Origin of the sequence: Halalkalibacter suaedae, assembly GCF_017939705.1 — a bacterium.
In the GTDB taxonomy this organism is placed as follows: domain Bacteria; phylum Bacillota; class Bacilli; order Bacillales; family Bacillaceae_D; genus Halalkalibacter; species Halalkalibacter suaedae.
Genome location: NZ_JAGKSQ010000002.1, coordinates 439,602 through 454,037, shown reverse-complemented (window position 1 = coordinate 454,037; position 14,436 = coordinate 439,602). Strand labels below are relative to the sequence as shown.

General features: G+C 36.4%; 14 protein-coding genes and 1 pseudogene. 13 read left to right on the top strand and 2 right to left on the bottom strand.

What is annotated here, in order from left to right:
• Positions 1–39: 39 nt before the first annotated feature.
• From J7W16_RS06370 to J7W16_RS06365, 3 genes and pseudogenes are all read left to right on the top strand, one after another.
• A complete protein-coding gene (locus tag J7W16_RS06370; protein WP_210596432.1) occupies positions 40–1,320 on the top strand; it encodes a chloride channel protein in 1,281 nt (426 codons plus the stop codon).
• Between the two features lie 381 nt (positions 1,321–1,701).
• Positions 1,702–1,848 (top strand): annotated as a pseudogene (locus J7W16_RS22390) (cysteine-rich CWC family protein); the annotation flags it as partial.
• A 51-nt stretch (positions 1,849–1,899) separates the two neighbouring features.
• Complete coding sequence (locus J7W16_RS06365; RefSeq protein WP_246879872.1) at positions 1,900–2,685, top strand: class I SAM-dependent methyltransferase; 786 nt, start codon at positions 1,900–1,902, stop codon at positions 2,683–2,685.
• 40 nt (positions 2,686–2,725) lie between these two features.
• On the opposite strand, the gene J7W16_RS06360 is transcribed toward J7W16_RS06365, so the two are convergent.
• Complete coding sequence (locus J7W16_RS06360) at positions 2,726–3,583, bottom strand: LysR family transcriptional regulator (protein WP_210596430.1); 858 nt, start codon at positions 3,581–3,583, stop codon at positions 2,726–2,728.
• Positions 3,584–3,699: 116 nt separating this feature from the next.
• Between J7W16_RS06360 and J7W16_RS06355 the strand changes: the two genes are divergently transcribed.
• From J7W16_RS06355 to J7W16_RS06320, 8 genes are all read left to right on the top strand, one after another.
• Positions 3,700–4,071: a VOC family protein gene (locus J7W16_RS06355; RefSeq protein WP_210596429.1), complete on the top strand. Its 372-nt coding sequence runs from the start codon at positions 3,700–3,702 to the stop codon at positions 4,069–4,071.
• 30 nt (positions 4,072–4,101) lie between these two features.
• The gene (locus J7W16_RS06350; RefSeq protein ID WP_210596428.1) at positions 4,102–4,560 is read left to right on the top strand and encodes an SAM-dependent methyltransferase; all 459 of its coding nucleotides are present in this window, start codon (positions 4,102–4,104) and stop codon (positions 4,558–4,560) included.
• A gap of 93 nt (positions 4,561–4,653) precedes the next feature.
• Positions 4,654–6,228, top strand: a complete 1,575-nt coding sequence (locus tag J7W16_RS06345) for a M2 family metallopeptidase (protein WP_210596427.1) — start codon at positions 4,654–4,656, stop codon at positions 6,226–6,228.
• A 165-nt stretch (positions 6,229–6,393) separates the two neighbouring features.
• Positions 6,394–7,644, top strand: a complete 1,251-nt coding sequence (locus tag J7W16_RS22265) for a GAF domain-containing SpoIIE family protein phosphatase (protein ID WP_210596426.1) — start codon at positions 6,394–6,396, stop codon at positions 7,642–7,644.
• Entirely contained in the window at positions 7,607–8,035 is a 429-nt protein-coding gene (locus J7W16_RS06335; RefSeq protein ID WP_210596425.1) for an ATP-binding protein, read from the top strand. The genes J7W16_RS22265 and J7W16_RS06335 overlap by 38 nt, the downstream gene beginning before the upstream one ends.
• A gap of 4 nt (positions 8,036–8,039) precedes the next feature.
• The gene (locus tag J7W16_RS06330; protein ID WP_210596424.1) at positions 8,040–8,393 is read left to right on the top strand and encodes an STAS domain-containing protein; all 354 of its coding nucleotides are present in this window, start codon (positions 8,040–8,042) and stop codon (positions 8,391–8,393) included.
• A gap of 5 nt (positions 8,394–8,398) precedes the next feature.
• Positions 8,399–10,090, top strand: coding sequence for a methyl-accepting chemotaxis protein (locus J7W16_RS22605; protein WP_210596423.1), 1,692 nt, complete (start codon positions 8,399–8,401; stop codon positions 10,088–10,090).
• Positions 10,091–10,243: 153 nt separating this feature from the next.
• Positions 10,244–10,789, top strand: coding sequence for a DinB family protein (locus tag J7W16_RS06320; RefSeq protein WP_210596422.1), 546 nt, complete (start codon positions 10,244–10,246; stop codon positions 10,787–10,789).
• Positions 10,790–11,272: 483 nt separating this feature from the next.
• On the opposite strand, the gene J7W16_RS06315 is transcribed toward J7W16_RS06320, so the two are convergent.
• Complete coding sequence (locus J7W16_RS06315; RefSeq protein WP_210596421.1) at positions 11,273–11,431, bottom strand: hypothetical protein; 159 nt, start codon at positions 11,429–11,431, stop codon at positions 11,273–11,275.
• A gap of 224 nt (positions 11,432–11,655) precedes the next feature.
• Between J7W16_RS06315 and pepF the strand changes: the two genes are divergently transcribed.
• Both pepF and J7W16_RS06305 read left to right on the top strand, forming a co-directional pair.
• The gene (gene pepF / locus J7W16_RS06310; RefSeq protein ID WP_210596420.1) at positions 11,656–13,473 is read left to right on the top strand and encodes an oligoendopeptidase F; all 1,818 of its coding nucleotides are present in this window, start codon (positions 11,656–11,658) and stop codon (positions 13,471–13,473) included.
• Between the two features lie 210 nt (positions 13,474–13,683).
• Entirely contained in the window at positions 13,684–14,412 is a 729-nt protein-coding gene (locus tag J7W16_RS06305; protein ID WP_210596419.1) for a ZIP family metal transporter, read from the top strand.
• Positions 14,413–14,436: the final 24 nt, after the last annotated feature.

Genomic DNA, 14,436 nt, shown 5'->3' with positions numbered 1-14,436 from the left:
AAGAAGCTAAGAAAAAAGTAGTTGAAATGAGGAAACTAAATGTTTGCAAGCTATAAAGTATTTTCACTTACGTTAATAAAATGGATTGTATTGGCGTTAGTAATAGGGTTAGTTGTTGGTACAACAACGTCTTTTCTATTAACTACAAATGATTTTCTTGGCACGAAAAGGGAAAATCATTCATGGCTCATCTATTTCTTACCAATTGGAGGCTTATTAATAGGCTATTTGTATATGAACTATGGTAAAAATGATGCTGCAAAGGGAAATAATCTTATTATTGAGGGCGTGCATGGAAAAAAGAAGGTATTAAAACGAATGGGACCACTCGTATACATCGGGACATTTATCACGATTATTTTTGGGGGTTCAACAGGAAGGGAAGGTGCGGCTGTTCAAATGGGCGGGAGCATCGCCCAAATGGTTAATCAATTTTTAAAAATAAAGCAAATGGATATGAAGATCTTCCTAATGTGTGGAGTAAGTGCTGGTTTTGGAGCGGCCTTTGGAACACCGATTGCAGGGGCGATCTTTGGAATGGAATTTGTTGCTGTAGGAAAATTGAAATATGAAGCTTTTGTAGCTTGTCTAATCTCTAGCTTTGTCGGACATTATATGGCTGAATCCATTTGGGGCATTAAGCATGAATCACTAATCATTCAGACGATACCTGATACAACATTACAATCCTTCGCAAAAGTGATCATCCTGGCAGTTCTGTTTGGTCTAGTCAGTGTTCTTTACTGCCAACTTAGACATGGCATCCAAAAGATTTCCGAGAAACTCACAAACAAAAATCATATGATCCGTGCATTCACTGGTGGGGTGATTATCATCGTCCTAACATTAATCATTGGAAATCAAGAATACAATGGCCGTGGGCTAGAGATGTTTGAGAACTCTTTTGTAGAGGAGGTTCCACCTTTTGCTTTCCTAGCTAAACTTATTTTTACAGCAGTAACATTAGGCACGGGATTTGTAGGTGGGGAAGCGATTCCGTTATTCTTTATCGGATCGACGCTAGGTAACACACTTTCAGGATTTTTTGATCTACCGTTATCCTTTTTAGCTGGTTTAGGAATGATTGCCGTTTTTTGTGGTGGTGCCAATACTCCGCTTACAGCTTTTCTTATGAGTGTTGAAATGTTTGATGGGAAAGGAATAGAATTTTTCTTTGTTGCTTGTTTAATTAGTTATCTCTTTTCTGGACATCATGGATTATGGCCGTCTCAAACTTTACATGAGCCTAAGAGCAGACTGTTTACAGTTACGGACGGTTCAACGATCGAATCGATAGAGAGTAGTAAAAAGTATAAGTAAAAGTATAAGTTTATTAGTTGAAGATAAAGATCCTCAATTGTCTGAATATGACGCTTCGAATTCGCTACCGGGATGGGGGCACACACCCTCCGGAGGGCATGGAACTAACCGGCTTCACCGATGGATTTCCATTTGCTTTTTTTCTTGCAGGAGTCAGCCCTCCATCCCGTCCGATTTGTTAGAGGACAACTCAGAATCTATTCTTTTCCTTAAGTTTAAGACAGCCTAACCTTACTTTGTAAAATATTGCAGAGGTAGTAATTTACGGTTACTATACCAGTAAGGATCATTATATTTTGACTCTAGTTTAGTTTTGTAACCACGTTTAAGTTTAATAGCCTTTTATTAAACTGATGAAATTGAAACTACTGATGTAAGGGGATGTTGATGTTACTTATTGAGCTTTGTCCAATTTGTAGTAAAGGGAACGAGTGTAACAAAGAATCATGTTGGTGCTTTCAAGAGGAATTCCCGAGTGAGATTTTCAAACTGCTACCAGCAGCTGAGCTAGAGAGGTCTTGTATTTGTAAAGAATGCCTTGTTTCATTTAAGAAGAGCCAATTAGAGGGAGGGGCCATAATGAGTCCAATCACGAATGCTGAAGAATATGATCATCCTATTTTATATGATAAAGAAAATACTCAGATAAATGACCTACCTTTTATCCTAAAATGGGCTAGTAAGACTACTGGTGTAATTATTGATCTTGCTTGTGGAACAGGAAGAGTCACAATCCCTCTAGCTCGTGCAGGTTATCAACTGATAGGGGTTGATATACATAGAAGTATGTTAGAAGAAGCAAGAACAAAAGCTCAACGGGAGAACGTAAATATAGAATGGGAATTGCAGGACTGTACAAAGTTAGATTTGCCTGTTCAAACTCAATTGATTTACTCAGTTGGTAACTCCTTTCAGCATTTTCTAACAAACGAAGATCAGGATGCTCTGCTTCTTGCTGTGAATAAGCATTTACAGGTAAATGGAATGTTTATCTTTGATACTCGTTTTCCAAATGAAGAGGAGCTCCTTCAACCAAGTAAAGAGGAATACTGGAGAAGCTATATTGATAAAGATACACAAAATAAGGTAGATGTTTATACAAGTAGCACTTATCATTCAATCAGTCAAATCCAGCATTATCTCACAATTAGAAAATTTAAGAATCTTGCGGGAGACGTCATTGCCGAAAAGAGAACGAATATACATCTTCGCTACACGTTTCCTCAAGAAATGAATCGTCTTTTAACGATGAATGGGTTCGAAATTCTAGCTATTTACCAAGATTGGAATGAAACACCTCTAACGAATGCAAGCGACAATATGATTTATGTTTGTCGAAAAGTAAAAGACCTAGATATAACCTAAGAGATTTCACCTATCATGCATCAAGCCACTTTTTGTAGTATTAGGAAAAGTGGCTTTTCTTTAATAACTGAAAAAATGCCTCTACCTGTGGAAGTTCTCTTACGATATCTGTATAACAAAGCCATGTTGTTCTTTTAATCATTTTTTCATTCGCTACTAAAGGCTTTATTACATACTCATTAAGATTCAAATTAGTCATTGCCATCTCAGGCAACACCGCCATACCAATACCATGCGACATTAGCTGTTTACACGTTTCAATTTGATCCACCTTAATTTTGCGTGAAATCTTAATCTCTGCTTGTTCAACAAGCCATTGTTCAACCAAGGAATGAAAGCTATGGTCGCTTTGAAATTCAATTAATAATTTATTTTTGTGCTCTGGATTGATATCTTTCCTTTCAATAAGATATAAAGGTTCAGAAAACAGTTCAATACAGTTCAGTTGATTTAATTTCTCACCCCGTATAATCATTAAATGAAAATTCGCCATCGACTGCCGAATGTCTTGACTTAAACCTGTAAATAATTCGATCTCTACTTCTGGAAACGTCTGTGTATACTCTTGAAGTACTGTTGGAAGCAAGTATTGGCCGACAACAGATGAAACACCGAGTGAAAGCCTTCCCCTAACTTGATCAGACATTCTTGAGATATCATCTAAAAGCTGATTTTCCTCTGAAATGATTCTTTCTGCCAATGCAATAATCTTTTCTCCTACAGGGGTAACAATCAGTTGTTTATGTGTTCTCAGAAAGATCTTTTCACCCCATTGCTCTTCTATCTGTTTCAACCTCTGGCTTATCGCTGGCTGGGAGATTAATAACTCCTTCGCAGCTGCACGAATCGTCCTCTGCTTTTTAATCATTACTAGTAATTTATAGTCGTCAGTTTTCATAAACACCTCAAATGATAAGTATTTGTTATCATTATTGATAAATAATCAATATTATTCTTATTGTATATTTTTAACTATACTTAATTCAAAGGAAATGTAAAGAAGGAGGAATTGAAATGGGCTTTGAATTAAAGGCAATAGATCATGTTCAGCTGGCTGCTCCTAAGGCTTCAGAGGATACAGCAAGACAGTTCTTTGTTGAAGTATTAGAGTTTAATGAAGTAATTAAGCCTGAGGGAGTAAGAAACCGTGGTGGCGTTTGGTTTGCTAAAGGAGCTATTCAATTGCATATAGGAATTGAAGAACCTTTTATACCTTCTAAAAAGGCACATCCCGCAATTGAAGTTGCTTATATAAATGAGCTCAAGACACATCTCACTGCACATCATATTAACTATATTGAAGATGAGCAAATTGAAAATGCAAATAGAATCTTTGTAGACGATCCTTTTGGAAATCGGATCGAGTTTATCGAATGGAGAAAATGAAAAAATAGAGGGGAAGGAGGTAGTCATAATTTGATTAATATTTCACCAATTGGCTATGCCTATAATGAAAGAGTTGAAGTTACGGATGATTACTGGGGGAGTATCATTACAACGATTAGACTTACACCACCATTAAATGCAGATTCCCTTCAAGAAATAGAAGCATTTTCTCATTTAGAGATTATCTATTATTTCCATCTTGTACAGAAGGATAAGATCATTTTAGGTGCACGTCATCCAAGAAATAATATCTCATATCCGCTTGTAGGTATATTTGCCCAACGAGCCAAAAACCGTCCAAATAAATTAGGGAGTACGATTGTTAAGCTAGTAAAAATAGAGGGTAGCCAGCTCTTTGTCCAAGGGCTAGATTGTATTAACAAGACACCCATAATAGATATTAAGCCTGTTATGAATGAATTTTTACCAAAAGGAAAAGTTACCCAACCAAAATGGAGTCAAGATATTATGAAGAAGTATTGGAATTGATTCTTTCATTCTTCTCCATTAATAATTGTCAAAAGGGTAGAACCTATGAAATAATCTCACTATACTAAAATAACTCGAATGGAGAAATACATAATGTCACTAGAATTGTTCCTCAAGCAACAAAATGAAAAAATGAAAGAGCTAGCAACAGCCTATTCACTTGCATCCTGGAAAGCAGCTACAACAGGAGAAGAGGAGTGGAGCAAAAAAACAGGAGAAGCTGGAGTGGCTTATAGCAAATACTTTAGTAGCTCTGACTTATTTCAACAAGTAAAAGAGTATCTTGATGCTGGTGTAACAGACCCGGTACAAAAGCGTGAACTCAACTTACTTTATTCTGATATCGTCGGGAACCAATTGCCTGAAGAAACATTGACAGAACTTGTAAGTCTATCGACTGAATTGAATTCAACCTTTAACACATTTCGTGCAGAGATTAAGGGGGAACCAGTATCAGAAAATGAAATAAGAAAGATCCTTGGTAATAGCACAGACTTAACTGAAAGAGAAGAAGCATGGCATGCGAGTAAGCAAATTGGTGCAGAAGTTGAGGAAAAGCTGATCACTCTGATTAAAAAACGTAATGAAGCAGCTCGCAGTCTAGGTTATGCGAACCATCACCAAATGGCCTTTGAACTTCAAGAGCTTGACCGTGACTTTGTCTTTTCAACATTTAAGAAGCTTAAGGAAACAACTGATGAACCGTTTCGAAAGGTTAAGCAAGAATTGGATGAAGAGTTATCAGAAAGATTCAATATCACAGTCAACGATCTACGCCCTTGGCATTATTCAGATCCGTTTTTTCAAGAAGCCCCTAATGTCAAAGGTTTGGACATCGATCCATACTACAAAGGCAAGGATATTGAACAAATTACGATTGATACCTTCTCAGCAATGGGGTTAGACATTACACATTTAATTAAAAATAGCGATTTATATCCACGAGATAAGAAAAATCAACATGCATTCATGAGTAATATTGACCATTCTGGTGATATTCGAGTTCTCTGTAATATTGATGAATCAAGCTACTGGATGGATACAATGCTACATGAGTTTGGTCATGCAATCTATGATGATCTTGTAAATCCGAAGCTCCCATTTAGTTTACGTAAATACTCGCATATCCTAAGTACTGAAGCGATCGCTATGTATTATGGGCGAATGGGAAAAAGTCCTGAATGGTTACAGAAATTTGTTGAAATCGATGCAGAAACGATCGAACGATTAACACCGAAATTGGAACGGTTACTTCAACGTCAAATGTTGATTTCAGCCCGTTGGATCATGACGTTTGTCTTTTTCGAGCGTGAACTCTATGAAAATCCTGATCAAGACTTGAATGCCTTGTGGTGGAAAATTGTAAATGATGTTCAATTTATAAATCCGCCAAATGATACGGATTATCCTCATTGGGCAGCAAAAATTCATTTTTGTATTGCTCCAGTGTATTATCAAAATTATTTACTAGGCGAATTAACAGCGTCTCAATTAGACATTTACATTAAAAGAAATGTTTCAATGGATACGTATACTCCTGAGGTAGGTTCTTTTTTAGAGAAGGAATACTTTTATTTAGGTAGTAGTGTTGATTGGATTACAAAAATTGAGAAGGTCACTGGTGAAAAATTAAATCCAACTTACTTTGTTAATCAATTTGCAAAATAGACTTGAAGTCCTCTAAGACTACTTAGAGGACTTTTTTGATGCGAATTTTTATCGAACTATGAAATAAAATGTAGAACTTTGTCTAAAAATGTATTAAAATCAATAGAAGTGTGACGTAGATCACACTTCAAAGGCCATTTCGATTTTGTTCTTAGGAGGCATCAAGTGAAACAGGTACAATCGAAATTTGAGCAAACTGCACAAAATGTGCTGAAGTTAATGGAGGATTCAATTCCAGCAAAATCTTTTTTTGTTGCAACAACTGAAAATGATCGCTTTAAGATTTTAGAGATTATTAATAAGGAAGGTGGCTGTTCAATTGAACTGCCAATTGATAAACCATTACAGGAATCATACTGCAATTATGTCTCATCTAGCCGATCCCCATTACTAATACAAGATGCGTTAGAATCTGATCTGGTGAATAATTTAGCAGTAACCTCTATTTTTTCAATAAGATCCTATCTGGGAGTACCTATTCTTCATGATGACGGACGTGTGTTTGGGACTTTATGTGCTCTTGATCCGAAGCCTAATGTTTTAAATGAAGACCATGTCCCGATACTTGAAACATATTCGAGTATTATTTCAAATTCAATTGAATTAGAAGACATGTTTCTTAAATTAAAAAATTATGAGATTCGTACACAGAAGGAATTATTATTAGCGAATAAAATACAAGCAACTACATTAAGTCAAGATTTTTCAGATGATTTGGTATTAATTGATTATCTTTATAAACCTTCTACATTACTTTCTGGTGATTTATATGCTTGGTATTTAATAGAGGAAGGTGTATACGGTGGAATTATCTTAGATGTGATGGGGCATGGTGTATCATCTGCTCTAATTGGCATGGCCGTCTATTCGCAGCTAAAGGATTTAATTATGACTATACGTGAACCCTTTAATGTAATGAATCACTTAAACCAACTGATTATAGATCTATTTAAGCATGAAGAAGTTACTACATACTTAACCGGGATCTATGTATATATCGATACCAACTTAGGCGAAATTCATTACTTGAATGCAGGGCATCCGCCAGCAGTATTGTTTAGGACTGCTGCTAATAAGAAAACGTATTTAAGTGATGGAACTGTTCCACTTGGAATTATGAACATCCTACCAAACATCGTCGGGAAAATTCAATATCATGAAGATGAATCCCTTTTTCTTTACACTGACGGGCTAACTGATCATTTTAACAAACAAAGAGAGAGTAATCTTACATGGCTTAACCGTTTAATTGACCATGCTCAGGAAACAAAATTTCCTCTAGTTCCATATATCCAACAACTAATTATGGCTGAGGAAGAACTTGAGGATGATATTTGCATCATGTCTATCCAACTACAAAGAAAAAAAGGGGGGATGAATGTCGATGTTAGTGATGAATTTCCAATTACCGTGTGAAGAATATGCGTTAGAACATATTGGTGATGTCATCGAGCATTCACTTCTTAAATTTACTGATACTTCAGATCGTAAGCTTAACTTTGTTATTCAAGAATTGATTGTTAATGCTTACGAGGCAACAGTTAAAAAGTATGAAGATGCCGCGTTGAATTATCATATCGATATCAAGGTTGAGATTAACAATGACTTTATCAGTGCTTCTATTACTGATCGGGGTACAGGAATATCCGAACAACAGTATCGTTCTTTTACTAAGAAAACGTTAGAAGATGCTCTTCACCAAGAGAGGGGACGAGGTCTTCTTATGGTTAAGGAACTAGTCGATCAACTATCTTTTTATCAGGAAGATCATGATTTATTCACAGTAAGTATAGAGAAAAGGAGATAGATAGATGAAAGACAAATTTGAACAGACAACTAAGGATCAGATTCAATTCTTTAAATTAAAAGGCAAAGTACAATTTGGACAAACGGATTATTTTAAAACAGCATTACTTGAAAATTTAGATCAGAATGCAAGAGCGTTCGTTTTTGATCTGACCAAGGTACAGGCTATAGATAGTACTGGAATGGGGCTTCTAGTCACATTTCTAAAGCATGTTGAGCAAGATCGTCCTAATATTTATTTAATAATTAATGATGATTTCATAAAAGAACTGTTTGAAATTGCCAAACTGGATCAACTATTTTCATTACAGACAACAGAAGAGAATGTCATCAAAGATATTAAGGAAAAAGGGGTCTAGTTCTTATGAGATTAGGAATTAAAGAAAAGTTAACATTTGTATTTATTGGATTATTTATTATTGGATCTACTGTTTTAATTTATCATTCTGTTAATACAGCAAAAAAAGATGTATTACTTGTTGCAAATGAAAGTTTACAGGGAGCACTGTCTTTATCTATGTCGTTAATGGATGAGGCATACCCTGGTGAATGGTCTGTTCAAAATGGTGAGCTCTATAAAGGAACCGTCAGTCTGAATAATAATTTTGATACTGTTGATCGAATTGGCTCTTTAACGGACAATGCTGTTACCATTTTTCTTGGTGATACACGAATCTCTACCAATGTTACAGGGGAAAATGGCGAAAGAGCTGTAGGAACACAAGTATCTGATGAAGTGGCAGAACATACTTTACAAGGCGGTAATACTTATTTAGGAGAGGCGATCGTTGTTGGGCGGGAATTAATTACGATTTACGAACCAATAAAAAACGCATCTGGTGAAATTATTGGTATGTTTTTTGTAGGTCATTCAGCTGATGTCTATAACGAAATGATTTCAGAATTCCGGACGCAACTTATTACATTTGGAGTGGTTTTAGTTTTAGTTATTGCAGCAATCATTTTTTATACTGTAGGTAGACAAATAAAACCATTACTCAAAGTAACAAATGTGGCTAAAGAAATTTCACAAGGGAATTTGACTGTTGATCGTCTTGAATTGAAATCTAAAGATGAGATTGGTACTTTAGCTGAATCAGTCAACTTAATGAGTGACAATTTAAAACGACTAATTGCAGGAATTAAAGACACAGCTAATCAAACAGCTGCAACTTCTGAGGAGCTTGCTGCAAGTGCTGATGTAACAGGTGAAATGAGTGCACAAATCGCGCGAACGACCTCTGAAATTGCCGAAGGAACGAATGACCAGTCAGAAGAGGCTGCTTCGATTTTAAGTGCTATGGAAGTAGCGTTTTCGCAAATTGAGCGTGGGAATGAACTTGTTGCTACATCACTTAATAAAGCAACTAGTTCAACAGAAGAAGCTGAAAGTGGAAATGCAGCGATTAGTGATGCGATTAAACATTTAGGAAAAGTTACACACACTGTTGAGTTTGCTACTGAGTCTATTCAAAAGCTAGGTAGTCGATCTGTTGAAATTGGTGGAATTATAACTGTTATTACAGATATCTCTAATCAAACGAATCTGTTAGCTTTGAATGCCGCTATAGAAGCAGCTCGTGCAGGAGAGCATGGAAAAGGATTCTCAGTCGTTGCAACAGAAGTCCGAAAGCTTGCAGAACAATCAACAAGTGCGGCCAACCAAATTACGTCACTAATAGAAGATATTCAATCAGAAACAGAAGTGACTGTAAATACAATGGAGTCCAACTTAGAGGCTGTTAAGGAGCAAGTTTCTCTAATCGAAAAAGGTGGGGCTTCAATTCAAAAGATTGTAGAAAATGTCAAAGAAACGCAGAATGGAATTTATGATATAAAAGATATATTCGGCCTAATTGAATCGTCTACAGTAGGTGTTCTAGGTTCAATTAAAAGCATTAATGAAATAATTGAGGCTTCTGCTGCTTCAACAGAGGAAGCAGCGGCATCTACCGAAGAACAGAGTTCGACGATTGAAGAAATTGCAGCAAGTTCAAGGGATCTAGCAAAGCTAGCTCAGAAATTACAAGAGGATTTATCTTCATTTAAGATTTAAGTAAGTTAAATTAACCTTGATTTTTAAGCATATTTAGAGCCAAATTACAGAAATGTAATTTGTGCTCTTTTTTATTTAGAGACGCTTTTAAAGGAATTGTTCTTGTGATTGTGGAATAAGTAAAAAAATCCCTATAAAGGAGAGAAATCTAATATGGAAAATAAACTAAAGGCAAACGAATACCCTCCATTTTACGGAACCTACATAAAGCTGCTTCCAGATGGTGATTTGATTGAGATGCTTGTCCAGCAAATAGAAGAAACGATTACTATGTTGCAAAGCCTTTCAGACAAGCAAGCTCTTTTTCGGTACGGTCCAGATAAGTGGAGTATTAAGGAGGTTATTGGTCATATCATAGATACGGAGCAAATCATGGCATACCGCTTTTTATGCATTGCTCGTGGTGAAGTTAGAAATATTCCGGGTTTCAATGAAAATGAATATGTTCAAAATGCTTCATTTGATCAACGTTCTCTTAGCGATCTTATCGAACTTCTAACGATTATCAGGCAAGCAACCATTCAATCCGCAAAAAATTTAACAAGTGAAGAGTGGATCCGTAGTGGGATCGCAAATGATTCACCAATTACTGTTCGAGCACTCATTGCCATTATCGCAGGACATGAACGCCATCACCGTAACATTCTTAATGATCGATATATTAATTCTGATAGGTTTCCGGATAGAGCTAATAAATAGAAGATACATTATCAAAATAGGTGGTTCAAACGAATCCATTTGAATCACCTTAGACCCTAAAAAACGGCTTGAGAATCCGCTCTCAAAGACGTTTTTTTCATTTAATTATATTTTGAATTAAACCATTTCACCAAGATTCTTGGAGTTCGTTTTTTGTCAAAAAAACTGAATTGAGATTCCGGAATATCCAACTTCTTTTACATTGTCTTTCACCCAGTTTATTTATGAGAGTTAATTCCCATTTATTCTCTAACAAAGCGGACGGGATGGGAGGGCCGACTCCTGCAGGACATAAGGGCAAATGGAAATCCACCGGCAGAGCCGGTTAGTTCCATGCCCTCCTGCGGAAAGCGTGCCCCCCATCCCGGTAGCGAGGTCGAAGCATCGCATCATGGCAACATTGTGATATAGGAAAAGGTATTCAAAAAATACTCTTACATCACTTTAGAGAAAACTCTGTCCTTATTAATATTAAACGAATTCTCATGAGGGAGTTTGTGTAATATCTGTACTGAATTTGACATTCTGTATAACGATTCCGATTAAAACAGCAGTGAGCACTCCTAAAAAAGCACCGATAAAATTGAAATTCAAATAGCCTACTACCAAACCAATTACGAGTAAAAACAAACTCAGATACATAAGATCCCTCCTTTAGTCTATGCATCATATCAACAATAACTCAGGCTGAATATTAATTTGTAAGAAAATATCACGATTTTTTTTGAGTAATAAATCACTTAAATAAATTACCGATAGATTAAACAAAAAATTAAGAAATTTCATTTAAGTTATTTTAATTTATCTCTCGTTACTATATAATTATATTAAACATTTCGATAGTCGAAACATTAAAATGAGAGGGGATGTATGATTTGAGTAAGCAAATAAAAAAGACGTTAACAAGAGCGGAAGTCCCAGTAGAAAATACTTGGAATCTAGAAGACTTATTTAAAACTGAGGAAGCGTGGGAGGTTGAATTAAAAGCTGTTCAAAGCGATCTTCAAACCGTAACAAAATATAAAGGGCATCTTCATGAAAGTGCAAAGACATTACTTGAGTGTCTACTCGCTAATGATGCATTAGCTGAAAGAGTCACACAAGTCATGACATATGCTCATCTTAAACTTTCGGCAGATGGCACTGATCCAACTAATCAATCAAATGCTGCTCGTGTAGCTTCTGTCATGTCAGCCTTCAGTGCAAGTACATCTTTTATTAAATCTGAAATATTAGCATTATCAGATGAGACCGTTGAAGCGTACATAAAAGAAGAAAAAGAACTATTGGAATTCGAAAAGACTTTAACAGACTTGTTAGAAACAAAGCCACATAGACTTACACCAGATGCTGAGGAGGTACTAGCTGCCTTTGGTGAGATCCTTGATTCTCCATATATGATTTATGATCGAAGCAAAACATCTGATATGACGTTTCCCTCATTCACAACTGATGATGGAGTAGAGCACCCTTTAACGTTTAATTCCTTTCCGCAATATGAAGAATCTAAAAATACTGAGTTACGTCGCAAGGCTTACGCATCATTTACAGCTACACTTGAACAATACCAACACACATATGCAGCAACCTATGCAACTGAGGTAAAAAAACAAGTTGTAGAGGCGAAGCTACGTAATTTTGAATCTGCTACTGATATGCTTTTAGCTGATCAACAGGTGACAAAAGAAATGTATCATAGACAATTAGAGACAATTCAAACAGAGCTTGCTCCGCATATGCAGCGTTTTGCAAAGTTAAAGCAACGTGTTCTAGGATTAGAGAAAATGTATTACAGCGATTTAAAAGCACCTCTTGATACCGAATTCGAGCCAGAGGTCACTTATGAAGAATCTTCAAAAATGATTTTGGAATCCCTAAAGGTAATGGGGCCTGAATATATGGAGATTATGGAGGAGGGTCTTAGTAATCGGTGGGTTGATTTAGCGGATAATGTCGGTAAACGATCTGGTGCGTTTTGTTCAAGCCCATATGGGGTCCATCCATACATTTTAATGACATGGAGTGACTCAATGAGAAATACCTTCACTCTTACGCATGAGTTAGGACACGCTGGTCATTTTCGATTAGCTGGACGGTATCAACGTATGTCAAACACAAGACCTTCAAGATATTTTATCGAAGCACCTTCAACTATGAATGAGATGTTACTTAGTCAGCATATTCTCGCCAAGTCTAATGACGATCGCATGCGTAGATGGGTGATCCTGGAATCACTTGGAACGTATTATCATAATTTTGTTACTCATATTCTTGAAGGTGAACTTCAACGTAGGGTGTACGAATTAGCTGACAAAGGGACACCGATTACAGCTACGATCTTATCTGAACAAAAGAGAGAGCTGCTAGCAAGTTTCTGGGGTGATGCTGTAGAAATCGACCAAGGAGCAGGACTAACTTGGATGCGTCAACCGCATTACTATATGGGTCTGTACCCTTATACTTACTCGGCGGGTTTAACAGCTTCAACCGCTGCGGCACAGTTAATAAAGGAAGAGGGGCAACCAGCTGTCGATCGTTGGTTATCAGCCTTGAAGGCTGGTGGCACGTTAAAGCCGCTAGAATTAATGCAATTAGCAGGTGTAGACATGTCGACTTCTGAACCTATTAAAAAAGCAGTCGCATATGTGGGATCATTAGTAGATGAGTTAGAAAAGAGCTTTTAATATAAGGCAATTCATTCAGACACTTGATGTTTTTCACTTGTGTCTGATTTTTTATTTTTGCTTAGAAATATATGTAAATTAGGTTTAGAGAAGATTTGTAAAAAGGAATTTAGTATATGCTCTTATTTTTTCATTTCAGAATCATTAAAGTAATTTTATTGAAATTTGGATAAGTTAATCATATCTGAAATCGAATTTGGGGTGAAGGCTATGTTATCTGCAATAATGTGGGCGTCTATAGCTAGTTCTTCGCTTGTGCTAGGTGCCTTAGTCGGAATTTTTAAGGATATTCCAGTGAAGGTATCTTCCTTTATTATGGCATTTGGAACTGGTGTACTTATTGGTGCAGCTACGTTTGAATTATTATCTGGTGCGGTAGAAGAAGGTGGTATTTTTTATCCTTCACTTGGTTTTCTCTCTGGTGCCACATTGTTCATGGTAATTGAAGCCTTTATTTCTAAAAAAGGTGGGCAAAAACGGAAACGTTCAAAGGGAAATCCGGCTGGTCATTCTGGGATGGCTATCTTTGTAGGATCAATTATGGATGCTATTCCTGAGTCGATCATAATTGGTGTTAGTGTTTTGGGTAATAAATCAGTTAGTCTAGTTATCGTCATTGCTGTTTTTATTAGTAACTTTCCAGAAGGATTATCAAGTAGTATTGGTTTGAAAAAAGATGGCTACCACAAGGGGAAAATCATTTTCCTATGGTTGGTCGTCATGATTCTGGCAACAATAAGCTCATTAATAGGTTATATCCTTATAGATCCTGGTTCAACGGTTGTGATTACAATGATTGGGGCTTTTGCTGCGGGAGCAATATTTGCAATGGTTTCATCAACGATGCTTCCAGAGGCGTTTGAAGAAGGAGGGCCGATTGTTGGTTATATTTCTGCATTAGGTCTGTTGACAGCATTAATTCTTACATATTTTGAATAAGCAAATAGTAGCAATTGCATATAT

Excerpts from the sequence above, each read along its gene's own strand:
- J7W16_RS06330 (WP_210596424.1), top strand. The coding sequence starts at position 8,040 with ATGAAAGACAAATTTGAACAGACAACTAAGGATCAGATTCAATTCTTT.
- J7W16_RS06320 (WP_210596422.1), top strand. The coding sequence starts at position 10,244 with ATGGAAAATAAACTAAAGGCAAACGAATACCCTCCATTTTACGGAACC.
- J7W16_RS06370 (WP_210596432.1), top strand. The coding sequence starts at position 40 with ATGTTTGCAAGCTATAAAGTATTTTCACTTACGTTAATAAAATGGATT.
- J7W16_RS06305 (WP_210596419.1), top strand. The coding sequence starts at position 13,684 with ATGTTATCTGCAATAATGTGGGCGTCTATAGCTAGTTCTTCGCTTGTG.
- J7W16_RS06345 (WP_210596427.1), top strand. The coding sequence starts at position 4,654 with ATGTCACTAGAATTGTTCCTCAAGCAACAAAATGAAAAAATGAAAGAG.
- J7W16_RS06335 (WP_210596425.1), top strand. The coding sequence starts at position 7,607 with ATGTCGATGTTAGTGATGAATTTCCAATTACCGTGTGAAGAATATGCG.
- J7W16_RS06360 (WP_210596430.1), bottom strand. The coding sequence starts at position 3,583 with ATGAAAACTGACGACTATAAATTACTAGTAATGATTAAAAAGCAGAGG.
- J7W16_RS22605 (WP_210596423.1), top strand. The coding sequence starts at position 8,399 with ATGAGATTAGGAATTAAAGAAAAGTTAACATTTGTATTTATTGGATTA.
- J7W16_RS06365 (WP_246879872.1), top strand. The coding sequence starts at position 1,900 with ATGAGTCCAATCACGAATGCTGAAGAATATGATCATCCTATTTTATAT.
- J7W16_RS06315 (WP_210596421.1), bottom strand. The coding sequence starts at position 11,431 with ATGTATCTGAGTTTGTTTTTACTCGTAATTGGTTTGGTAGTAGGCTAT.
- pepF (WP_210596420.1), top strand. The coding sequence starts at position 11,656 with ATGTATGATTTGAGTAAGCAAATAAAAAAGACGTTAACAAGAGCGGAA.
- J7W16_RS06355 (WP_210596429.1), top strand. The coding sequence starts at position 3,700 with ATGGGCTTTGAATTAAAGGCAATAGATCATGTTCAGCTGGCTGCTCCT.